The 21,231-nt window shown below is 62.1% G+C and carries 18 protein-coding genes; 10 read left to right on the forward strand and 8 right to left on the reverse strand.

Going from position 1 to position 21,231, the window contains the following annotated elements; all coding sequences use genetic code 11:
- The first annotated feature begins 125 nt into the window (after positions 1–125).
- Genes NE609_RS11705 through NE609_RS11715 form a run of 3 tightly spaced genes read left to right on the forward strand, consistent with a single transcriptional unit; the run spans position 126 to position 4,250 of the window.
- Positions 126–2,060, forward strand: a complete 1,935-nt coding sequence (locus NE609_RS11705) for a TRAP transporter fused permease subunit (RefSeq protein WP_256152595.1) — start codon at positions 126–128, stop codon at positions 2,058–2,060.
- Positions 2,061–2,104: 44 nt separating this feature from the next.
- The gene (locus NE609_RS11710; RefSeq protein ID WP_256152596.1) at positions 2,105–3,355 is read left to right on the forward strand and encodes a Tm-1-like ATP-binding domain-containing protein; all 1,251 of its coding nucleotides are present in this window, start codon (positions 2,105–2,107) and stop codon (positions 3,353–3,355) included.
- A 37-nt stretch (positions 3,356–3,392) separates the two neighbouring features.
- On the forward strand, positions 3,393–4,250 hold the full coding sequence (locus NE609_RS11715; RefSeq protein ID WP_256152597.1) for a phosphoenolpyruvate hydrolase family protein: 858 nt from the start codon (positions 3,393–3,395) through the stop codon (positions 4,248–4,250).
- Positions 4,251–4,345: 95 nt separating this feature from the next.
- Here the strand turns inward: NE609_RS11715 and NE609_RS11720 are convergent, their stop codons facing one another.
- The gene (locus NE609_RS11720; RefSeq protein ID WP_121587594.1) at positions 4,346–4,978 is read right to left on the reverse strand and encodes a manganese efflux pump; all 633 of its coding nucleotides are present in this window, start codon (positions 4,976–4,978) and stop codon (positions 4,346–4,348) included.
- A 119-nt stretch (positions 4,979–5,097) separates the two neighbouring features.
- Here NE609_RS11720 and NE609_RS11725 point away from each other — a divergent pair, with 119 nt between their 5' ends.
- From NE609_RS11725 to NE609_RS11740, 4 genes are all read left to right on the forward strand, one after another.
- On the forward strand, positions 5,098–6,360 hold the full coding sequence (locus NE609_RS11725) for a DUF1015 domain-containing protein (RefSeq protein ID WP_256152598.1): 1,263 nt from the start codon (positions 5,098–5,100) through the stop codon (positions 6,358–6,360).
- A gap of 24 nt (positions 6,361–6,384) precedes the next feature.
- On the forward strand, positions 6,385–8,085 hold the full coding sequence (gene ade / locus NE609_RS11730; protein WP_256152599.1) for an adenine deaminase: 1,701 nt from the start codon (positions 6,385–6,387) through the stop codon (positions 8,083–8,085).
- Positions 8,082–9,050 carry a TIGR01212 family radical SAM protein gene (locus NE609_RS11735; RefSeq protein WP_256152600.1) on the forward strand — a complete coding sequence of 323 codons (969 nt, stop codon included), beginning with the start codon at positions 8,082–8,084 and terminating at the stop codon, positions 9,048–9,050. The genes ade and NE609_RS11735 overlap by 4 nt, the downstream gene beginning before the upstream one ends.
- Before the next feature lie 190 nt (positions 9,051–9,240).
- Positions 9,241–9,516, forward strand: a complete 276-nt coding sequence (locus NE609_RS11740; protein ID WP_121587598.1) for a hypothetical protein — start codon at positions 9,241–9,243, stop codon at positions 9,514–9,516.
- 124 nt (positions 9,517–9,640) lie between these two features.
- On the opposite strand, the gene NE609_RS11745 is transcribed toward NE609_RS11740, so the two are convergent.
- The 4 genes from NE609_RS11745 to NE609_RS11760 all read right to left on the reverse strand — a co-directional run bounded on the left by NE609_RS11745 (position 9,641) and on the right by NE609_RS11760 (position 14,220).
- Complete coding sequence (locus NE609_RS11745) at positions 9,641–10,642, reverse strand: SIS domain-containing protein (RefSeq protein WP_256152601.1); 1,002 nt, start codon at positions 10,640–10,642, stop codon at positions 9,641–9,643.
- A 49-nt stretch (positions 10,643–10,691) separates the two neighbouring features.
- Positions 10,692–11,678: a sugar ABC transporter substrate-binding protein gene (locus NE609_RS11750; RefSeq protein ID WP_256152602.1), complete on the reverse strand. Its 987-nt coding sequence runs from the start codon at positions 11,676–11,678 to the stop codon at positions 10,692–10,694.
- 71 nt (positions 11,679–11,749) lie between these two features.
- The gene (locus tag NE609_RS11755; protein ID WP_256152603.1) at positions 11,750–12,733 is read right to left on the reverse strand and encodes an ABC transporter permease; all 984 of its coding nucleotides are present in this window, start codon (positions 12,731–12,733) and stop codon (positions 11,750–11,752) included.
- Entirely contained in the window at positions 12,733–14,220 is a 1,488-nt protein-coding gene (locus tag NE609_RS11760; protein ID WP_256152604.1) for a sugar ABC transporter ATP-binding protein, read from the reverse strand. Before NE609_RS11760 ends, NE609_RS11755 begins: the two co-directional genes overlap by 1 nt.
- 233 nt (positions 14,221–14,453) lie before the next feature.
- Here NE609_RS11760 and NE609_RS11765 point away from each other — a divergent pair, with 233 nt between their 5' ends.
- A complete protein-coding gene (locus tag NE609_RS11765; RefSeq protein ID WP_306575774.1) occupies positions 14,454–15,278 on the forward strand; it encodes a TIM barrel protein in 825 nt (274 codons plus the stop codon).
- A gap of 78 nt (positions 15,279–15,356) precedes the next feature.
- Here NE609_RS11765 and deoC read toward each other — a convergent pair whose 3' ends face one another.
- Positions 15,357–16,019 carry a deoxyribose-phosphate aldolase gene (gene deoC / locus NE609_RS11770; protein WP_256152605.1) on the reverse strand — a complete coding sequence of 221 codons (663 nt, stop codon included), beginning with the start codon at positions 16,017–16,019 and terminating at the stop codon, positions 15,357–15,359.
- Between the two features lie 149 nt (positions 16,020–16,168).
- Positions 16,169–16,939 carry a GntR family transcriptional regulator gene (locus tag NE609_RS11775; protein ID WP_256152606.1) on the reverse strand — a complete coding sequence of 257 codons (771 nt, stop codon included), beginning with the start codon at positions 16,937–16,939 and terminating at the stop codon, positions 16,169–16,171.
- A 187-nt stretch (positions 16,940–17,126) separates the two neighbouring features.
- Between NE609_RS11775 and NE609_RS11780 the strand changes: the two genes are divergently transcribed.
- Together NE609_RS11780 and NE609_RS11785 are read left to right on the forward strand one after the other, a co-directional pair.
- On the forward strand, positions 17,127–18,080 hold the full coding sequence (locus NE609_RS11780) for a PfkB family carbohydrate kinase (protein WP_256152607.1): 954 nt from the start codon (positions 17,127–17,129) through the stop codon (positions 18,078–18,080).
- Between the two features lie 542 nt (positions 18,081–18,622).
- Positions 18,623–19,228 (forward strand): hypothetical protein, encoded by a 606-nt coding sequence (locus NE609_RS11785; protein WP_256152608.1) that lies wholly within the window; start codon positions 18,623–18,625, stop codon positions 19,226–19,228.
- A 292-nt stretch (positions 19,229–19,520) separates the two neighbouring features.
- Here the strand turns inward: NE609_RS11785 and NE609_RS11790 are convergent, their stop codons facing one another.
- Positions 19,521–21,131, reverse strand: coding sequence for a recombinase family protein (locus tag NE609_RS11790; protein ID WP_002569232.1), 1,611 nt, complete (start codon positions 21,129–21,131; stop codon positions 19,521–19,523).
- Between the last annotated feature and the right edge of the window lie 100 nt (positions 21,132–21,231).

The following is a 21,231-nucleotide window of genomic DNA, read 5'->3' on the forward strand; positions in this document are numbered from 1 at the left end:
TGAATCGGGCAACTGGAAAAACAAATCCGCCCCCGCCGGGCGGCCGGGGGGGCGGAGCGGGCGGGCTCGTACCGCGCTGTGGAAGAGGGCCGGAAGGCCCGCCCGCAAGGAAAAAGGAGGCATCCATGCAACAGCGTAACCTGCCCGGCGATTACAGCCGGCGCAACCGAACGATCGACCGGCTGACCACCGTCACGGCCATCCTGATGAGCGTCTACCACTTCGTCTCGGCGCAGAAGCTGCTGGTCTTTTCGGACATCCATGTGGCGATCCACATCTGCTTCGCGCTGGTGATCGTCTTTTTGCAGAAGATGAAGCTCGACGACAGGCGCCACCCGGTCGAAAATTCACTGCTCGCCGCGCTCGCGCTGGCGAGCGTGGGCGTGACCATCTTTATCGCCGCCAACTACGAGGCCTTCAAGACCTCGATGGGGCAGAACCCGCCGGGCAAGGTGCTCTCGGGCGCCATCCTGCTCGCCGTGCTGATGATCGGCACCTACCTCACCTGGGGCAAAACGATCCCCATCATCGTGCTGATCGCGCTGGCCTACGGCTATTTCGGCCCCTATATGCCCGGGTTCCTCTACCACGGGGGACTCAGCCTCGACCGGGTCATCACCTATTCCACCACCAATTTTACCGGCGTGTTCGGCATGCTGGGGACCATCTCGGCCAACACGATCGTGCTCTTTTCGATCTTCGCGGGGCTCATGCAGGCGTTCGGCGCGCTCGACGCGATCATGAACGTCGCCATGGCCGCGAGCGGCAAGGTCCGTTCGGGAGCGGCGCAGGTCGCCGTGCTCAGCAGCGGGCTGGTCGGCTCGGTGACGGGCAGCGTCGCCGCCAATATCTCGATGACGGGCGCGGTGTCCATCCCGCTCATGAAGAAGCGCGGCTACCCGCCCGAGTTCGCGGGCGCGTGCGAGGCGGCCGCCTCCACCGGCGGCGCGATCCTGCCGCCCGTCATGAACGCGGCGGCCTTCATCATCGCCTCGTGGACGAGCACCCCCTACATCAAGATCGCGCTGATCGGCGTGGCGCCCGCGCTGCTCTACTACTTCGGCATCTCGCTGAGCATCTACATCAAGGCGATCAAGCTGGGGGACAAAAAGAACGAGGACGACGCGCTCCCGCACTTTAAAAAGGCGTTTCTGGAGTTCGTGATCTACATCATCCCGCTCATCGTTCTGGTCGTCTTCCTCGTCAAGATGTATTCCCCGCAGGTCTCCCTCTTCTACGCGATCCTCGCGCTGCTGCTCGTCGGGCTGATCCAGCAGGTGCGCGGGAGCGGGCTTGCCGGCTGCGTCCGCGGGTTCGTCCGCAAGACGCTCGACGGGCTGGCGATCGGCTCCAAGTCGATGGCGATGATCGCGGTGGTCATGGCGATCATGGGCGTGGTCGTCCAGATCCTGACCGCCACCGGCCTGCCCTCCAAGATCTCGCAGTTCGTCATCACGCTGGCGGGGGACAACCTCTTCCTGCTCGCGCTCTTCGTCGCGATCACCTGCCTCATCTTCGGCATGGGCATGCCCGCCGCGCCCGCCTATATCCTCGCGGCGCTGCTCGGCGCGCCCGCGCTGACCGCCTTCGGAGTCCCGCTGCTGGCGGCGCATTTCTTCGTCTTCTACTACGGCGAGCTCTCCGCGGTGACGCCGCCCGTCGCGATCGGCGCGCTCGTGGCCTCGGGGCTCGCAAAGGGCGACTTCATGAAAACCAGCCTCATCTCCATGCGGCTGGCGGTCTGCGGCTTCGCCATCCCCTTCATGTTCATCTTCCGGCCGGAGATCCTGCTGATGGGCACCCTGTGGGAATTCTTCTGGAGCATCCTGATGGTCATGGTCTTTGCGTTCGCCTGCGTGATCTTCTTTGAAAACTTCTTCCTGGAGAAGCTGATCCTGCCTGAACGCATCGGCGCGGCGGCCGCCGCCTTCTGCTGCATCTGGCCGCATTTCGCCTTCGACTTCGTCGGCCTGGCGCTTATCGCGCTGGTCGTCGCGTCCCACCTCTGCCGACACCGGCGCGCGGTCCGCGCACAGGGCGCGGAAGGACCGGCCGCCTGACCGGGCGGCCCGGAAAATATTGGGGAAAGGCGGAAATTTACCGGATGGACGCACACAAAAAGATCGTAATCTGTTCCACCCTCGACACCAAGGGGGAGGAGACCCTCTACCTCAAGGCGCAGCTCGAGGAGCGCGGCGCGCAGGTGAGCATCATCGACATCGGGCTCAAGCGCACGGCGCGCAGCTTTCCGGTCCAGTTCACGCAGGACCAGGTCGCAGAGAGCGCGGGCAGCTCGTTTGCCTCGGTGGAAAACATCCTCTCCCGGTTCGAGGCGTCGAAAATCATGATGGAGGGGCTCTTGAGCATTACCCAGAAGCTCTGCCGCGAGGGCAACCTCGACGGGATGATGTCGCTGGGCGGCTCGGGGGGCACCACCATCGCGAGCTACGCGATGCAGAACCTGCCGCTGGGCATCCCGAAGATCATCGTCGGCACGATGGCCTCGGGCAACACGGTGCCCTACGTGCAGGGCCAGGACATCCTGCTCATCAACTCGGTGGCGGACATCCAGAGCATCAACTTTTTGACCGAATACATCCTCGGGCAGGCGGCCGCCGTGATGTGCGCGATGATCGACGGGCCCAAGATCGCCCGCCACAAGAAAAAGGCGATCGGCATCACCGGGTTCGGCGTGACCACCCCCTGTGTCCAGCGCTGCAAGGAGCTGCTCGAGGAGATGGGGTATGAAATCGTGATCTTCCACGCGCGGGGCGTCTCGGGCGGAAAGATCATGGAGAAGATGATCCGCGAACGGTTTTTCGCGGGGGTGCTCGACATCACGACCACCGAGCTCGCGGACGAGGTCGGCGGGGGCGCCTACGCGATCGGCCCGGAGCGGCTGCGGGGCGGGGTGGAGACGAACATCCCCTACATTGTGGTGCCGGGCGCGCTCGAAATGATCAACATCGGCCCGGAGGAGCAGCTGCGCCCCGAGCAGGCGGACAAGGTCCGCTACTATCACAATCCGAGCCTTCTCAAAATTCGTGCCGACAAGCGGGACATGCGGGCGCTGGCCGAGCTCTTCGTCCACAGGCTCGGGGACGCGGCGGGCAACACCCGGCTGGTCATCCCCACGCAGGGATTTTCCGAGATCGACAAGGCGGGCAACGTCTTCTACGACCCGGAGACCGACGCAGTCTTCACCAGCGAGGTCAAGGCGAAGATGCCCCCGCAGGTCCCTGTCATGACAAAGGACTGCCATCTCAACGACCCCGCCTTCGCCGAACTGCTTGTGCGGGAGCTCATCCGCATGATCGACTGGGACGCGGTCCGCAGGGGAGAGGCGCACGCCTGACCCCGCCGCGGTCCCGGAACTGTAAGGAGATTTACCAATGCAAGGAACGAAAATCAACCGCGACACCATCCTCGAAAACCTGCGCGCCGAGATCGCCGCGGGCCGCCCGATCATCGGGAGCGGCGCGGGCGTCGGGCTGATCGGCCGGATCGTCGACCGCGCGGGCATCGACCTGATCGTCGTCTATAACTCGGGGCATTTCCGCATGAACGGTTACAGCTCGATTCTGGGGAACCTCCCGGTCGGGGACGCCAACGCAATGGTGCTCGAGATGGGGGAGGAACTCATCATCAACGCCGTCCGCCGCGCGCCGGTCATCGGCGGCATCTTCGGAGTCGACCCCACCCGCGACATGCGCCGCTTCCTCGAGCGGATGGCCGACGTCGGGTACTCGGGGGTCATCAACTATCCCACCGTCGGCAAGATGAACGGCCGCCTGCGCTACGAGCTGGAACACGTCGGGCTCGGGCTCGACCGGGAGATCGCCACCATGCGCATGGCCGCCGACATGGGCTTTCTGACGCTCGCCTATGTCTTCTGCCCCGAGGACGCCCGGCGCTACGCCGCGGCGGGCGCGGACGTGCTCGTCTCCCACGCGGGGCTGACGCAGGGCGGGGACATCGGGCTCCAGTCGGACGGCACCCTCGAGGAATCGATGGAAAAGACCGAGGCGATCCTGCGGGCCGGGCTCGAAGAGAACCCCGGCATCATCCCCCTCTGCCACGGCGGCGCGATCATCTCGCCCGACGACGCCCGCGCCGTCTTCCGCCAGACCTCCGCGGTCGGGTTCATCGGCGCGTCGAGCATCGAACGCATCCCGGTGGAGCAGATCGTCTCCCGGACGGTCGAGAGCTTCAAAAGCCTGCCGCTGGACGAGGCGGCGGGCCCGGCATAAAAACGCATCAAAAAAGGGGAGGCCCGCCAAACCGGCGGGCCTCCCCTTTTGCCTTTCCGCTGTGGAAATCCGTATGGGAATGTGGTATCATGGGGTTACACCACAAGCCGCGCGGCGCCGAGCGCCGCGAGCAGCAGGCCCGAGAGGACGCCCAGCGCCCGTTTCGGGACGGGCAGGCGGGAGAGCCGTTTGCCCACGGCCTCGCCGAGCGCAAGGCAGGCGGTCTGCGTCACGCCGACGGCCAGCGGCAGCCAGAGGGAGCCCGCGCCCGCCAGCGCGAGCCCGATGCCCGCGCCGAGCATGTCGACCGAGAGGGAGAAGCCGAGCAGCAGCGCCTCGCCCAGGTCGATCGAGCCCGAGTTGTCGAGATCGCCCGCCGACGGCTCCCGGACGACTAAGATCGTCAGCCCCAGCGCGTGGAACCGCTTTTGCAGCGGCGGCTTTTCCGGGGCGCGGGAGGCCTCCCGCGCGGGCAGCAGGGAACGGACCGCCGCGCCCGCGCCGAGCAGGATCAGGATGCCCGCGCCGATCCAGCGCCCGGCGCTCGGGGGGAGGAACGCCCCGAGCGCGCCGCCCGCCGTCACGGCGGCGAGGGCGAAGCCGGTCGAGAGCAGCGCGATCGCGGTTTTGGCGGCCGCGCCGATTTTGACTCCGCGCAGGCCGAAGGAGGCGCCCGCGGCGAACCCGTCGGCGCTCAGGGCGAGCGCCGTGACAAAGACAAATAGCATGAACCCAACACCACCCGTATGTACCGCGCGGGAGACCCGCGCCTAACCCATACTATGGCGCGCCGGGAATTTGGTTCGGCGGGCCGGGCCCAAAAACAAACGACAAGGCGGTTATGCAGATGAACAAAACAGGCTTTTCCCCGGCGGACATTCTGATTCCGCGGGAGGCGGACATGACGCGGTGGAGCGTCGTGGCGTGCGACCAGTACACCTCCGAGCCGGAATACTGGGAGCGGGTCGCCCGCGAGGTGGGGGACGCCCCCTCTACGCTGGACATGATTCTGCCGGAGGTCTACCTCGACGAAAAGGAGGCCGGCGCGCGCATCCCGCACATCAACGCGGCGATGCGCCGCTATCTGGACGAGGGGCTCTTCCGCACCCTGCCCGAAAGCTACGTCTACCTCCAGCGCACCCTCGCCCCCGGCAAGGTGCGGCAGGGGCTGGTGGGCAAGCTCGACCTCGAGGAATACGAGTACGGCGCGGGCAGCCAGTCGCTCGTGCGGCCGACTGAGGGCACGGTGGAAAGCCGCCTGCCCCCCCGCATCCGGGTGCGGGAGGACGCGCCGCTCGAAAGCCCACACATCATGGTGCTGATCGACGACCCCGGCCGCACCGTCATCGAGCCGCTGCGCGCCCGGACGGGAAGCCTGCCCCGGCTCTACGACTTCGAGCTCATGGAGGGGGGAGGACGCATCTGCGGGTGGCGGGTCACCGGCCCCGAGGCCGCGCGGGTGGACGAGGCGTTCGGCGCGCTCGCGGAAAAGCTCGGCGACTACAGCGCGCGCTTCCCCGGCAAGCGGCCGCTGCTCATCGCGGTGGGAGACGGCAACCACTCGCTGGCCACCGCCAAGGCCTGCTGGGAGCGGCTCAAAAAGACCCTCCCCGAGGAACAGCGTGAAACCCATCCCGCGCGCTACGCGCTCGTCGAGCTCGTGAACGTCCACGACGAGGCGCTCGAATTCGAGCCGATCCACCGCATCCTCTTCGGCGTGGACCCCGACCAGGTGCTCCGCGAGCTGCAAGGCTACTACGACACCGGCGAGGACGCGGTGGGCGGGCAGTCGTTTGAATACGTCTGCGGCTCCCGGCGGAGACGGCTCTACGTCGCCAACCCCTCCTCCCAGCTCGCCGCCGGGACGCTGCAGAACTTTATCGACTGGTACCTCGGCCGGTTCGGCGGCAAGGTCGACTACATCCACGGGGAGCAGGTGGTCGGGCACCTGTGCAAAAGCCCCGGGACGATCGGCTTTCTGCTGCCGGTCATGAAGAAGTCCCAGCTCTTTCCGACCGTCCTGCTCGACGGCGCGCTGCCCCGCAAGACCTTCTCGATGGGGCACGCGCATGAAAAACGCTACTATCTGGAGTGCCGGGCGATCCGGTAAACAACAGCCTTTGGAGGTGCTTTCATGAAACGGGAAATCCTCATCGCGGCGGCTCTCGGCGAACGGGAGCCCGACCTCGTGCTCAAAAACGCGCGGGTCGTCAACGTCTTTTCCGGGGAGGTCGTCCCCGGCGACATCGCCATCGCCGACGGGATGATTGCCGGCGTCGGCAGCTATGACAGCGGAAAAAGGGTCGTCGACCTCGGCGGGAAATTCGTCGCGCCCGGCTTCATCGACGCGCACGTGCACGTCGAGTCGTCGATGGTGTCGCCGCCCGCCTACTGCACCGAGGCGCTCGGCTGGGGCACCACCACCCTCGTCACCGACCCCCACGAGATCGCGAACGTCGCGGGGGGCGCGGGGGTGCGGTTCATGCTCGACACCTCCGCGAAGCTGCCCGTCAACTACTATGTGCAGCTGCCCTCCTGCGTGCCTGCGACCCCCTTCGAGCACGCGGGCGAGGTGTTCACCGCCGAAAAGATGAAGCCCTTTACAGAGGAGCCGCGCGTCCTCGGGCTGGGCGAAATGATGAACTACCCGGGCGTCGCGGGCCGCGACCCCGCCGTCATGGCCAAATTCGAGCTCTTCTCCGGGCGCGTCGTCGACGGCCACGCGCCCGGCATCACCGGCAACGGCCTGCAGGCGTACATCGCGGCGGGCACCGGCACCGACCACGAGTCCACCTCCTGGGCCGAGGCGCACGAGAAGCTGCGCGCCGGGCTCGCGGTGCTCGTGCGGGAGGGCTCGGCCTGCAAAAACCTCGCGCCGATCATCGAGGGGGCGCTCGCCGACGGGGTGGACACCTCCCACATGGCCTTCTGCACCGACGACAAGCACCTCGCGGACATCCGCCGCGAGGGGACCATCCGCTGGAATGTGAAGCGCGCGGTCGAATGCGGCCTCGACCCCGTGAAGGCGATCCAGATGGCGACGATCAACGCCGCGCGCATCCACCGGCTCTACGACCTCGGCGCGGTCGCCGCGGGCTACCGGGCCGACCTCGTCGTCTTTACCGACCTGCGGGAGATCGACGTGCAGGCGGTCTACAAGGACGGGAAGGAATTTGTCCGGGGCGCCTTCTCCTTCGGGCTGATCGGCAGCGCGGGGGAGGACGACCCGATCACCCATTCGGTCCACCTCGCGCCGCTGGCCGACGGCTGCCTCGCGCTGCCAAAGCGGGAGAGCTACCCGGTCATCAACGTCATGCCCGGCAACGTCACGACCACCCGCACCGATCTCCCCGCCTCCGAGGTCGATTCGCTCATCGCGGCGGGGAAGCTGCGCAGGATCGCCGTCTTTGAGCGGCACCACGCCACCGGAAATGTCGGCGTGGGCCTCATCGCGGGCTACGGGCTCACCCACGGCGCGGTGGCCACCACCGTCGCGCACGACTCCCACAACCTCATCGTCGTGGGGGACAACGAGTCCGACATGCTCGCCGCCGTCCGGGAGATCGAGCGGGTGCAGGGCGGCTACACGATCGCCGCGGACGGCAAAATCCTCGGCACGCTACCGCTGCCCGTCGCGGGCCTCATGAGCAACGAAACCGCCGACACCCTCATCCCCGCGCTCGACGGGATGATCGCCCTGGCGAAAAAACAGGGGGTCGCGGAGGGAATCGACCCGTTCATCACGCTGAGCTTCATGGCGCTGCCCGTCATCGGGGACATCCGCATCACCGACATGGGGATGTTCGACGTGACGAAATTCTCCTTCATCGAATGAAAAATCCCTTCCCGTATTCCGACAGCAACAAGCGCTACCACACCTACACCTGTTTTCTCTCCCGCCGGTTCGGCGGCAAGGTCTCCCGTGTGCCGCTGAACGCGGGCTTCACCTGCCCCAACCTCGACGGGACGAAGGGCAGGGGAGGGTGCGTCTACTGCTCCCCCGCGGGCAGCGGGGAGTTCGGCGGCGACCCGCGCCTGCCCATCCGGGAGCAGTTCTCCCAGGTCGCCGCGCGCATGGCCGGCAAGTGGGATACCCCACGGCACATCGCCTATTTCCAGGCGCGCACCAACACCTACGCGCCCGCGGACACGCTGCGCCGCCTCTATGAGGAGGCGCTCGCCTGTCCCGGGGTGGTGGGGCTGGCGGTCGCCACCCGGCCCGACTGCCTGCCCGGCGAGGTGTGCGCGCTGCTCGGGGAGCTGGCGCGGCGCACCTATCTGACCGTCGAGCTCGGGCTTCAGACGGTCCACGACGCGACGGGGGAGCGGATCAACCGCTGCCACAGCTACGCCGACTTCCTCGCGGGGGTCGAAAAGCTGCGGGCGCGCGGCGTACCGTTCGGCGTGCACCTGATCGACGGGCTGCCCGGCGAGACGCGCGAAATGATGGTCGAGACGGCGAAGCGGGTCGGCGGGCTGCGCCCGCACCTCGTCAAGATCCATCTGCTGCACCTGCTCGAGGGCACCGCGCTCGCGCGGGAGTACCGGGAGAAGCCTTTCCCGCTGATGAGCCGCGACGAATATGTCCAAACCGTCTGCGACCAGCTCGAATGGCTGCCGCCCGAATGTGTGATCGGGCGGCTCACCGGCGACGGCGACCCCGAAACGCTCATCGGGCCCGACTGGAGCCGCAAAAAGCTCTGCGTGCTCAACGAGATCGATAAGGAGCTCGCGCGCCGGGATTCCTGGCAGGGAAAGCGCCTCGGGAACATGCCCGCCGGCGGCGCGGCCCCGGGCTGACGGGGCGAAGTCGGCCCGGGCGGGCTTTCCATCCGCCGGATACCGGGGCGATATTTCGCTAAAGTCGAGTTTAACGAAATCCGGGGTGGGAAGGTGGGACAGGCCGCGCGCCCCCGGCGGACAGCCCGCCAAACACGAACATGGGACCGCCGCCGGACGCGGCGTGAGACAGACAAAGGAGGATACCGGTATGGACCAACTCTTCTCCGACATCGCCGGGCTTGAACGGTACAAGCTGTTCGGGGGTTACTATCTGCAGCTGGGGGATCTTTTCATCTTCGCGCTGCTGCTTGTCACGATCCTCCTGACGGCGATCGTCGTGTTGCTCATCAAGCACAACGTCGATTATCACTACTACCACAAGCTCGAGGAGGAAAACCGCCGCCTGCACTATGAGATCATCCAGCTGAAAGCCACCGAGGCCGTCCGGAAGGAACAGGCGGCCAGCAATCAGAGGAACGAATAGATTTTCTATTCGTTCCTTTTTTCGTTCCTTGTGCGGCCGCCCGGATCAAGCCGGGCGCAGCCCGCCGCCGTGACGCCAAAAGGCCGCCGCCCATGAAGGGCGGCGGCCTTTTCCTGCGTTCTTCTCAGTATTCCACCTTATACATATAGCGCCGCATCATCAGCGGGTGTTTCTTCGCCGCGGCGAGGCCGCCAGCATAGTCTAGGCCGATTACCCAATGCAGGATCGGGCTGAAGAACTCGACGACCGAATCCGCGATCGAGTTGATCCCCAGCTCCTTGACGTCGATGATCTCCACCTTTTCGGCGTACTTGCCGAGGAAGCGCAGGGCGCGTTCATCCAGCGCGCGGGTGCGGCCCTCCGATTCAAAGACGAGGAAGGGGGTGTTCTTGTCGGTGATCTCGAACGGGCCGTGGAAGTATTCGCCCGTGTGGATGCTGCTTGAATGGACCCATTCCATCTCCATGAACATGCAGATGCTCTGCATATAGGAGACGAAGGTGGAGGGGCCGCTGCCCATCGTATAGATGACCGGCTCGTCCTTCATCCGCTCGCCCCACGCCATCGCGCGGCCGTGGATCTGTTCGAGGGCCTTCGTGCAGATGCCGGGGATCTTCCCGAGGCCGTCCAGCGCGTCTTCATAGAAGGCATAGCCCTCGGTCTGCTCGAGTAGTTCGATCGCCAGAGTCAGGATCACGTATTGGTTGAGGTTCTCCACGATGTTGTCGGTTTCGATCCGGTAGATCACCGTATAGTCCCCGTACTGCTCCAACGGAACATCGTGCTTGGAGCAGAGCACCACGACGCTGGCGCCCGCTTCCTTGGCGACCCGGGCCGCCTCCACCGTCTCGGGCGTGCCGCCCGCGAGCGACATCGCAAAGACGATGCAGTCCTCACCGAGCGCCTTGGGGGTCGCGTGGACAAACTCGTTGGCGGTGACGGAATCGCAGGCCAGCTCCTTCGCCTCCGACTTGAGGAAGTAGGTCATCGGGTAGAAGCAGGACAGGCTGCCGCCGCACGCCACGCAGTAGGCCCGTTTGATCCCGCCGAGCTTCTTTTTCGCCTCCACGATTTCGGCAATGATCTTCCGGATATCGGCGGGAGTCGTGTAAACCATCTCATTCATGCGTTTCTTCTCCTTATTATTCAATCTGCCGGGCGTGCCCGGCGGTGCGTCAGGCTGCGGCTTTCGCCATTTCTTCCTCACGGGTCACCAGGCCGCCGGGCGTGCGGACGACCGCATCGACCGTTTCGCCGGCCAGGATCTTCTGGACCGATTCAACCGCAAGGCTGCCGATGTTCATGGGGTTCTGCGCCATCGAGGCGATGATCTGGCGGCCCTCCTGCATCGCCTTGACCTGCTCGGGGGTCGCGTCATAGCCGATGATCTTCACGTCGGCGAATTTGTCCGGGTAGAGCTCCACCGTGCTCAGCGCGCCCAGCGCGCAGTCGCCGCAGTTGGCGAGGATCAGGTCCACGTCGGGGTTGGCGTTGAGCGCGTTCTCAACCGTTTGAGCGTAACCGGCACGCGCCTGGGTGCCGGGGTCCATCTGCTCGATCACTTCCACGTCAGGGTAATCCTTGAGCGCGTCATAATAGCCTTCGCAGCGGTCCTCCAGGCTGGTCATGCCGGGAGCCGGGGTGATGATCAGCACCTTGCCCTTGCCGCCGATCGCCTCCAGTCCGTAGAGCGCCGCCTCTTTGCCGCCCGCGCGGTTGTCCGAGGCGATGAAGCAGGAGACGTTCTCGTCGATCGTGCTGTCCACCGTGACGACCGGGATGCCGGCCGCGGCGGCTTTTTCCCCGGCGCCCGCGAAGGCCGCCGCATCAAGCGGCCAGAGGATGATGGCATCCACGCCCATCTGGATAAAGTTATCCACCTCGTCGTTGCCCTTGGAGAGGTCGAGCGCGTAATCGACCTCGCTGATTTCGACGCCCAGCTCCCTGGCCTTCTCCTGCACGCCCTTCTGCAGGTCCACGGCGAATTCCTCCGCCAGCGTGCAGTAGGCGACGCCGATATGGGTCTTGCCGCCGTTGTCCGCCGGGGCGGGGTCCCCCGTGCCGGACGCCGCGGGCGCGCTTTCGGAAGCGCCGCAGGCCGCGAAGGCGAGCAGCATCGCCAGAGACAACAGGACTGCGATTGCCTTTTGGAATTTTTTCATAATTTCCTCCCGTTTCTGTTATGGAATCAGGGGGTCCCCCGCTCTCGCGGGGCCCCGCGGATACGGAATGCCTAAGCCTTTTTCGTCTTGCGGCCGTTGGAGGATTTGCGGGCGATGTCGATGATGACCGCTCCGGCGATGACGGTGCCCTTGACGACCATCTGCCAGTAGGAGTTGATGCCCATCATGACCATGCCGTTGTTGATGACGCCGAGGATCATCGCGCCGAGCAGCACGCCCCCGATCGACCCCTCGCCGCCCGCAAGGCTGGTCCCGCCGATCGCCGCGACCGATATCGCATCCATCTCGTAGCTGACGCCCATTGTCGGCTGGGCGGACTGCAGCTTGGAAGAGAGCAGGATGCCGCCGACCGCGGCGGCCGCGCCGCAAAGGCCGAAGCTGAAGAGGGTGATCCGGTTGATCTTCAGGCCGGAATAGCGCGCCGCCGTGGGGTTGCCGCCGGTGGCGTAGATCGAGCGGCCCATCGCGGTGTGGTTGAGCAGCACCCAGCCGAGGAACATCACCGCGAACATCACATAGATGGGGATCGGGACGCCGAACCAGCTGTCCTTGCCGATCGCAAGGTAGCCCTTGGTCAGGCCGGTGACCGGCGAGCCGCCGGTGATCAGGTAGATCGCGCCGCGCACCACCTGGGTCATCGCCAGCGTAAAGACGAAGGCGGGGATTTTGGTGGTGCAGACGACCAGCCCGTCGAACACGCCGATCGCAATGCCCGCCGCAAGCGCGGTGAGGATCGCGGCCACCATATTGCCGCCCGCGTTCATCACCATCGCGGCCAGCACGCCGCACAGGCCCGCGATCGCGCCGACGCTCAGGTCGAAATAGCCGTTGATGATGAGGATCGCCATGCCGACGCCCATCACGCCGTAAATGGACATCTGGCGCAGCACGCCGATCACATTCTCGATCTTGATGAAGTTGGGGTTCTTGACCGTCACAATGACGACCATCAGCACCAGCACCAGCATCAGTCCCGAATATTTGACCAGGATGCGCAGCAGCCTGCCCCCGGCCCTTTTCTCTTCCTGTTCCATCACTTGACCTCCTCTATCGCATAGCGCATGATCGTGTCCTCGCTGAATTCCCCGCGGTCGAGGATGCGGTTGATCCGCCCCTCCCGCATCACGCAGATACGGTCGCACATCGCGATCAGCTCGGTCATCTCCGAACTGATCAGCAGGACCCCGACGCCGCTCTCCGCCAGCGCGGAGATGATCGTATAGATTTCCGCCTTCGCCCCCACGTCCACCCCCTGGGTGGGCTCGTCCAGGATGATCACCTTCGGCTGGCAGCTCATCCATTTGGCAAAGACGACCTTCTGCTGGTTGCCTCCGCTCAGGTTGCTGACCGGCTGGCTGTCGGTGGGCGTCTTGATCCGCAGCCGCCCGATCTGCCCGGCGGACGTCGCCCGTTCCTTCTCATGGTCGAGCAGAGGCCCGCGGACGTGCCTTTGCAGGCTGCTCAGGGTGATGTTCTCCCGCACCGACATCAGCTGCACCAGCCCCTGGTGCTTGCGGTCCTCGGGCACCAGCCCGATCCCCTCGGCGATCGCCCCGGCGGGGGAGGTGATTTTCAGCTCCCTCCCCTCCAGCAGCACCTGCCCGGAATAGGGGTCGATCCCGAACAGGACGTTCGCCGTCTCGGTGCGCCCCGCGCCGACCAGCCCCGCGAAGCCCAGAATCTCCCCCCGGTGCAGCGTGAAGGAGATATCGTGCACCGATGCGCTCTCCACATGCCGCAGCTCGAGGATCTGCTCCCCGATGAGAACCTCCTTCTTCGGGAAGAGGTTCTCCATGCTGCGCCCGACCATCATGCGGATCAGCTGGTCCTGGTCGATCTCCGAGACCTGCCGCTTGCCCACAAACATCCCGTCCCGCAGGACGGTCACCGTGTCGCAGAGGTCGAAAATCTCCTCCAGCCGGTGGGAGATGTAGAGCACGGTGATCCCCTGCTCCTTCAGCCGCCGGATGATCTGCTTGAGGTTGTCGCACTCCTCGGTGGTGAGCGAGGCGGTCGGCTCGTCGAAGATGATGAAGCGGGAGCGGAAGGAGAGCGCCTTGAGGATCTCCACCATCTGCCGCTTGGCCACGCTCAGTTCCCCGACCACCGCCCGGGGCGGCAGGTGGATGCCGATTTCGTCCATCAGCGCCGTCACCTTGCGGCGGAGCGCACGGTAATCCACGAAGCCCAGACGGTTTTTTTCGTACCGCCCGACGTAGATGTTTTCCTCGATCGTCATCAGCCCCATCTGCATCGGCTCCTGATAGACGGTGCTGATCCCCCTGTCGTGGGCGGCGTGGGGGGAGAACTCCTCCACCAGCCCGCCTTCGAAGAGCACCTCCCCGCTGGTCGGCGGCTCGATCCCCGAGAGAATCCGGATCAGGGTGGATTTCCCCGCGCCGTTCTCCCCGACCAGCGCGTGGATCAGCCCCGGCTCAAACGAGAGATCCACCTCCGTAAGGGCCTTGACCCCTCCGTAATGCTTCGTGAGCCGCCTGGTCTGCACTATGTATTCCGACATCTTCCGCGCCCCTTCCCCTGTTCGGCAGATTCCAAAGCTCCGCTTGTTTTATGACATTATTATATGCTACAATATATAACAAGTCAATCCTTTTTGTCGCATTTACGTTACAAAAATCCCGTTGTTTTTTATCAGTTATAGACAATTTATCAATCTTTTCAGTTTTATCCCTTGCATAATATCATATATCATATTATGTTATATTTGATTACATTTGAAGGGAGGCAACCCCTGTGAAGCTCTCGTTCCTCACCCTCCAGTTCAAGCGCTACCCCCTCGAAACCAGCTTCCTGATGGCCCGCCGCTACGGATTCGATGGGATTGAGCTGTGGGGCGCGCGCCCCCACGCCTACCCCTACGACGGGGACGACGCCCTTGTCCGCGATATCCTGCGCTGGAAGCGGGAATACGGCGTCGAAATCCCCATGTACACCCCCGAACTGCTCGCCTACCCCTATAACCTCGCCTCCGCCCTCCCCCGCGAACGGGAGGAGACGGTCGCCTATCTCAAACGCGCCGCCCGGTTCTGCGCGGCGATCGAATGTCCCGGCATGCTCGTCTCCTGCGACCACCCCGGCTACGGGCGGAACGCCTCCGAGGCGTGGGGCGACCTGGTCTCCGGCCTGCGGGAGGTCTGCCGTGAGGCGGACGCGCTCGGCGTCTCCGTCAGCATGGAATCGCTCGGCCCGAACACCAGCCCGATCGTCAGCCGCGCGGACGACCTCGCCCGGCTGATCGCCGATGTGGGCGTCCCCAGCTTCGGCGCGATGCTCGACATGGCAATCCCGCCGCTCGCCGCGGAGCCGATGTCGGAGTACCTGGACAAGCTCGGCGGGCGGCTGCGCCATGTACACCTCTGCGGCTGCGACGGCATCTATGAGACCCACCTCCAGGTCGCGCCCGGGAGCGGGACGATCTCCTTTGAGAGCTTCCTCCCGCTGCTGAAGGCCCACGGCTACGACGGCTGGTGCTCGGTCGAGGTGCTGGAGCCCTACTTCCGCGACCCCGAGTTCTACCTCTCCGAGGCGAAACGCTACCTCGACGGCCTGCTGGGCTGACGGGCGCAAAAAAGCGGGGGGGGGGGTGGCCCCCCCCCCCCCCCCCCCCCCCCCCCCCCCCCCCCCGCTTCCCCGCCTTCAGAGCTCGCGGAGCATCGCAGCGACCTTCTTATAGCCCATGCCGAACCGGGACACCCCCATTTCCCGCATGGCCTTGAGGGTTTCATAGCCCATGATCCCCCCCGCCGCCTTGATCCGGATGCGTCCGGCGGCCGCATCGCTGACCATCCGCACGATCTCCAGCGTGGTCGGCCCGAAAAAGCCGGTGCCCGTCTTGATAAAGTCGGCGCCCGACGCGATGACCACCTCGCAGGCGGATTTGATCTGCGCGGGGGTCAGCAGCGGCGCTTCGATGATCACCTTGAGGGGGCATTTCACCGCTTCGCGCATCCGCTTGAGCTCCTCGAGCGCCCGATCCTCCATCCCCGAGCGGAGATAGGGCAGGTTGAGGTACATGTCGATTTCGCCGCAGCCCATCTCCTGGTAGAGCTTTGCGAGGAAGAGCTTCTGCTCGGTCGATTCAAACCCGCTCGACGCCGACACAAGCCCGCCCCCCACGATCGTGTGGGTGCCCTTCAGCTCCCGCAGCAGATAGGGGTAAAAGCAGTTCAGCCCATAGACGAGGTGCAGGTCGAACTCCTTCGCCGCGCGCACCAGCTCCTCCATGTCCCGAAAGTCGTGTTCCGGACTGATCGCCACCGCATCCATCTGGTGCGCGATCTCCAATGCCAGTTTGCTCATAACAACCGCCCTTTCCTATATTACATTATGATGTATAATGATATAATACAACTATACCCTGCCGACCTGTCCGCGTCAACCGCAAACAGGCAAAAAAACGCATAAAAAAACTGCCGGAAAACCGGCAGTTTCTCTAAAACCTCTGTGTTTTACGGCCTGCGGGGCGGCTGGGCGATGTAGGAAATCCGCACCCGGTCCCCCACAAGCAGCTCCTTTGTCCGGCGGACGGGCCGGCCCTCCCGGTCGGTGGAGAGGTCCCGCAGCAGCAGCAGCGGCGACCCGCCCTGCACTCGCAGCCACTCCGCCTCTTTCGCGGTGGCCATGCAGATTTCAATTGTCCGCTCGCTGGAATAGAGGCCGTCCGCCAGCCCGCTCTGGATCATCAGCCCGTTGAGGGACTTCTTTTCGAGGTCCTCCTCCATCAGGAAGGAGAACTCCTCCCGCATCCGGTCCTCGGCGAGGATGAGCGGCGTCTCGTCCGCGCAGAGCAGACGGGAGAGGTAGACGATCTTCTCCCCGCGTTTGGCCCCGAGCTGCACCATGTCGCGCTCGTCGGCGTCCACCAGCTTTTTGAAGAGCTGCACCCGCTTGGGCTCCAGATCGTTCTGGCGGCACATCTCCTCAAAGCTCGACACCCCGATCGTCAAAAGCTGCTTGCTTTTGGCGTTGGTCACGAAGGTCCCCTTGCCCTGGATCTTCACGAGCATCCCCTCGTCCGCCAGCTCGGTCAGCGCCGCGCGCACCGTGATCCGGCTGACCGAAAACATCCGGCTCAGCTCCGCCTCGGAGGGAATCCGCTCGTTGGGCTTCCAGCGGCCCGCGGCGATCTCGTTTTCAATCAGCTTGCGCAGCTGCCGGTAGAGCGGGATCACCGTCAGCGGCTGGGCGCACTGCCCCAGCAGGTTCAGGCTCTCGGCCACTCCTCCACCTCCATCCTTGTCGTCCCGATATTTGTTATAATATATAATAACATAAAATTCCCACTGCGGCAATCCCTTTTGAAAAGTTTTCTTTTTTCTGCTGTTTTAACGGATTTCTATTGACTTGTATGTTATTGTTATATATTATGATATTATAGCCGATTCAACGATCAATAAGGAGGGCATTATGTTCAAGCTCATTGCCATTGGGGATAACAACATCGATACCTACGCGGCCTCGGGCGTCTCCTACTCCGGCGGGAACTGTCCCAACGTGGCCGCCTATGCCGCCATCAACGGCTACCCGTCCGCCTATATCGGCGTGGCCGGCCTGGACAGCTTCGGGGACCTGCTGGCCGGCGGGCTTGCCGAAACCGGCGTGGACGTCTCCCACCTGCGGCGGGAGCGGGGAATCACCTCCCGGGACGTGATCGTCTCGCGGGAGGGAGACCGGACCTTTACCCAGTACGACCGCTCGATCATCGACGCCTTCCCGCTTTGCTTCGACGAAGGAGAACTGGATTACATCCGCTCCTTCGACCTCATCCATACCAGCATCTACTCCACCTTCGCGCCCGGCGCCTTTGACCTGCTCTGCGGGCTCGGCGTGCCGGTCTCCTACGATTTTTCGGTCGAGTGGCAGCAGGAGTTCACCGACCAGTCGGGCGAGGAATACCTCCAGGAGCTCACCCCCCTGCCCCCCGACTTTTTGGAGAGCGTCTGCAAAAAGGTCGATTACGCCTTTTTCTCCTGCAGCAACGTCTCCGAGGAGGAGACCGAGGCGCTGCTGCGCCGCGCGGTGGGCTTCGGCTGCCGCCTCGCCGTGGGCACCCGCGGGATGCACGGCTCCTTCTGCTTCGACGGGCACGGGTTCTACCGCCAGGACGCCTATCGGACAAGCGTGGTCGACACGCTCGGCGCGGGGGATTCCTTCATCACCCGTTTCCTGCTCACCTACCTGGACGGCGCGCGCCTGCTGGAACACTGCACCGGCACGCTTCCCGCGCAGGTCGGCTTCCTCCCCGGGGACCTCGGCGACTACCGGCAGAAGCTGGTCCGGGCCGGTCTCTCGCAGGCCGCGCTCTTCGCCGCGCGCTCCTGCCAGGTCGAGGGCGCGTTCGGCCACGGACGGCTCCTGTAAAAAATAGCCGCTTAGGCTATTTTTTCGCGCATGGAGCGGGGAGCGCGTAAGCGCGCATCCGCCTGCACATGGCCGTTCCGAATGATGGCCAAGCGGCTCGCCCCTGCGGGGCAACCGCCGCAGATGGCCGATTTTTTATTGCTTTGCAATAAAAAATAGTGGAACAACCTTTGTAGGGCGGGGGCTTGCTCCCGCCGAAACCCACGTAAACTCTATCTTTTCTGGCTTCACGCAGCGGGGTAATAAACAGCTTTCAAATGCCATTTGACGCTTTTTTGACGCCCGTGCTCCGTGAGAACTTATAAAAAGGATTAAGAAGATATGAGGGATTAGGTTCCATTGGGAGCGAAAAGCTGCTTTTCCATGTGCTACGTTGGAAATTCATTTTTGTTCCTTTCCATTCCGCTTTTTGAAGTCGAAAACTTCCGTAGCAAGCATAGGAAGAGGGTACCCTCTTCCGAAAAACTACTTGTTTGCGCCCAAATCCTCATTAGTGTGGTATAATTTTCATACTACAACAGGGAAAAGAGGTTGATAATAAAATGAATGAGGAAATAAGGTATCCGGCAATGTCATCTCACTTTTTAAAAGGCGAGATGCCGCTTACCGATAAAACAGGAAATCAAGTAGCTAAATTAGAAGATTTCTGGAGTTGGGCATATTCGGATTTGCTTGGAAACACCGAAAGGGGAGCATTGGCAGAATATATAGTCGCATGCGCCATGGGAATACAAAACAAGGAACGTATTGCATGGGACAAATATGATTTATTGTCGGCGGAAGGAATTGCTATTGAGGTAAAGACTTCTGGTTATCTTCAAACGTGGGAGCAAAAAGGCCTCTCCAAACTTATATTTGGCATCCAGCCTACATTGGCATGGGACAGTAAAACGAACGAATATGATACGCTAAAGAAGCGGCAAGCTGATATATATGTATTTTGTGTTCATAAACACAAAGAGCAACAAACGGTCAATCCTTTGGACTTGAAACAGTGGGATTTTTATCTTTTACCTGCAAAGGTTTTAAATGAAAAGGTAGGAAATCAGAAAAGCATTACTCTTTCATCGCTTTTAAACATCGGCGCTATTCCATGTGAATATGCAGATTTGCACAGAAAAATTGTTGATTTGGTCGACAAGAGTTAATGTAAATCATGAGATGAATTTTTCTCTAAGGGAAACAGATCCACCTGTGCTTATTAACGTTAAAGCGAACGGTATCGCCGTTGTTGACAAGTCGCCTGTCTCTGCTTGTATAGCAATTACGCAAGTGAAAGCAGAGCGGTTAAGAGTTTTATGCTCCTTCGTTTCAAAAGGCCATTCTACTGCGTGACAATCCGTGAACATTTACTGATGTGCGATAAAGAAGTAATAGAAGTGTAAAAAATTTTGCCGTTCCTATCCGGCACTTGCGCATTGTGTCGGATAGGTCGGGCGGTTATTCGGGCAAGTCCACCTTGCCAACAAAAGAATAATAAATCTCAATGTCCTGTCTGCGGGTCTTGTTCTCGTCATAGCTGCACTCATGCACAACGATTTTCTCTACAAACTCCCGCAGCAGAGTAGGGGTAAGTTCTTCAAAGCTGGTATGCCGCCGGACAACATTCATAAACTTTTCTGCGTTCACGGTGGCTTCCTGTGCTTTGGAAAGCTCCGCTTGAATAGCAGCGGCTCTTTCTTTCAGCTCCCGTTGCTCTGCTTCATAGTCTGCCGACAGCTCTGTGAAACGCTCGTCTGATATGCGCCCGGTCACGCTGTCCTCATACAGCCGCTTGAAGATAGCGGATAACTCGGCTATGCGTTTCTCGGAGGCTTCCAGTTCCTTTTTCTTGGCGGCGTTCCTGCGTTTGCCCCCGTCCTCGTTCTGCTCAATCAAGAGTTTCATAAACCGGGCTTCATGCTTTGCCGCATAGCTGGTCACTTTCCGCAGATTGGAGAGTACACCAGCGGTCAAGAGGTCGGTGCGGATAAAGTGCGCCGTACAGTCATGGGTGCGTTTCTTGTAGTTGCCGCAGATATAACAGTCCTGCTTGCGCTTGTCCGTCTGGTATCGCTGCTGATACATCACGCTGCCGCAGTCCGCACAGAACAGTATGCCGGAGAACAAACCCACTTCATCATAGCGGTTTGGGCGTTTGCGCTGTTTGCGAAGCTCCTGCACCCGTTCCCATGTTTGGGTGTCTATGATAGGCTCGTGGTGGTTCTCGAAAATCACTTGCTTTTCCGGGGGATTTTCTACACTGTGCTTGACTTTGTAAGAAAGTTTTTCTGTCTTGAAATTTACCAGACAGCCTGTGTATTCCCGGTTTTCAAGGATATGCACTACGGTATTGGTCGCCCACTTGCACTCATAGCCGGGGTGGTAGCGGCGGGTGCTGCCCGTCCTGCGGTATTCAAGCGTTCCCGGCGTGGGGATTTGCTGCTCTGTGAGCATACGGGCTATCTTGGTCGGACCATTCCCGGCAAGACAGAGGTTGTATATCTGCTTGACTACGGGTGCAGCTTCCTCGTCAATAATGAAATTTTCATCCTCGTCCATGAGGTAGCCATACACAGGCTTGCTTGTGATGGGCTTGCCATTCATGCCTTTTGAGCGTTTTACTGCTTTGATTTTCTTGCTCGTATCTCTCACCAGCCATTCGTTAAAGATATTCCGCAGCGGGGCAAAGTCATTGTCGCCCTGTGCGCTGTCCACTCCGTCATTGATAGCGATGAAGCGGACACCTTTCTGTGGGAAAATCATTTCCGTGTACATTCCCACTTGCAGGTAGTTTCGCCCTAACCTCGACATATCCTTTACGATAACTGTCCCGACTTTTCCGGCTTCAATGTCCGCAAGCATGGCTTGAAAACCGGGTCTTTGAAAGTTCGCACCAGAATAACCGTCGTCCGTGTACCAGCGCAGATTGGAAAAGCCGTTCTGCTTTGCATAGGTTTCAAGGATACGCTTCTGATTGGAAATGGAATTGCTTTCGCCTTGCAGCTCGTCCTCATGGGATAGTCTTGGGTAAAGGGCGGTAATTGGTTGTTGGTTGGTCTGTCTTAACATAAAATCCTCCGTTTCCGACAGCCAGCCCCACTATTCCGTACCTTGATTGTACCACATGGGGCGGCTGTCTGTATAGCGGCAAAAGCGTCAAATCTGCTTC

The organism is Anaerotruncus sp. DFI.9.16 (assembly GCF_024461615.1).
Lineage (GTDB): Bacteria > Bacillota > Clostridia > Oscillospirales > Ruminococcaceae > Anaerotruncus > Anaerotruncus massiliensis.

Coding starts and splice junctions, on each gene's coding strand:
- NE609_RS11705 (WP_256152595.1), top strand. CDS start 126: ATGCAACAGCGTAACCTGCCCGGCGATTACAGCCGGCGCAACCGAACG.
- NE609_RS11710 (WP_256152596.1), top strand. CDS start 2,105: ATGGACGCACACAAAAAGATCGTAATCTGTTCCACCCTCGACACCAAG.
- NE609_RS11715 (WP_256152597.1), top strand. CDS start 3,393: ATGCAAGGAACGAAAATCAACCGCGACACCATCCTCGAAAACCTGCGC.
- NE609_RS11720 (WP_121587594.1), bottom strand. CDS start 4,978: ATGCTATTTGTCTTTGTCACGGCGCTCGCCCTGAGCGCCGACGGGTTC.
- NE609_RS11725 (WP_256152598.1), top strand. CDS start 5,098: ATGAACAAAACAGGCTTTTCCCCGGCGGACATTCTGATTCCGCGGGAG.
- ade (WP_256152599.1), top strand. CDS start 6,385: ATGAAACGGGAAATCCTCATCGCGGCGGCTCTCGGCGAACGGGAGCCC.
- NE609_RS11735 (WP_256152600.1), top strand. CDS start 8,082: ATGAAAAATCCCTTCCCGTATTCCGACAGCAACAAGCGCTACCACACC.
- NE609_RS11740 (WP_121587598.1), top strand. CDS start 9,241: ATGGACCAACTCTTCTCCGACATCGCCGGGCTTGAACGGTACAAGCTG.
- NE609_RS11745 (WP_256152601.1), bottom strand. CDS start 10,642: ATGAATGAGATGGTTTACACGACTCCCGCCGATATCCGGAAGATCATT.
- NE609_RS11750 (WP_256152602.1), bottom strand. CDS start 11,678: ATGAAAAAATTCCAAAAGGCAATCGCAGTCCTGTTGTCTCTGGCGATG.
- NE609_RS11755 (WP_256152603.1), bottom strand. CDS start 12,733: ATGGAACAGGAAGAGAAAAGGGCCGGGGGCAGGCTGCTGCGCATCCTG.
- NE609_RS11760 (WP_256152604.1), bottom strand. CDS start 14,220: ATGTCGGAATACATAGTGCAGACCAGGCGGCTCACGAAGCATTACGGA.
- deoC (WP_256152605.1), bottom strand. CDS start 16,019: ATGAGCAAACTGGCATTGGAGATCGCGCACCAGATGGATGCGGTGGCG.
- NE609_RS11780 (WP_256152607.1), top strand. CDS start 17,127: ATGTTCAAGCTCATTGCCATTGGGGATAACAACATCGATACCTACGCG.
- NE609_RS11785 (WP_256152608.1), top strand. CDS start 18,623: ATGAATGAGGAAATAAGGTATCCGGCAATGTCATCTCACTTTTTAAAA.
- NE609_RS11790 (WP_002569232.1), bottom strand. CDS start 21,131: ATGTTAAGACAGACCAACCAACAACCAATTACCGCCCTTTACCCAAGA.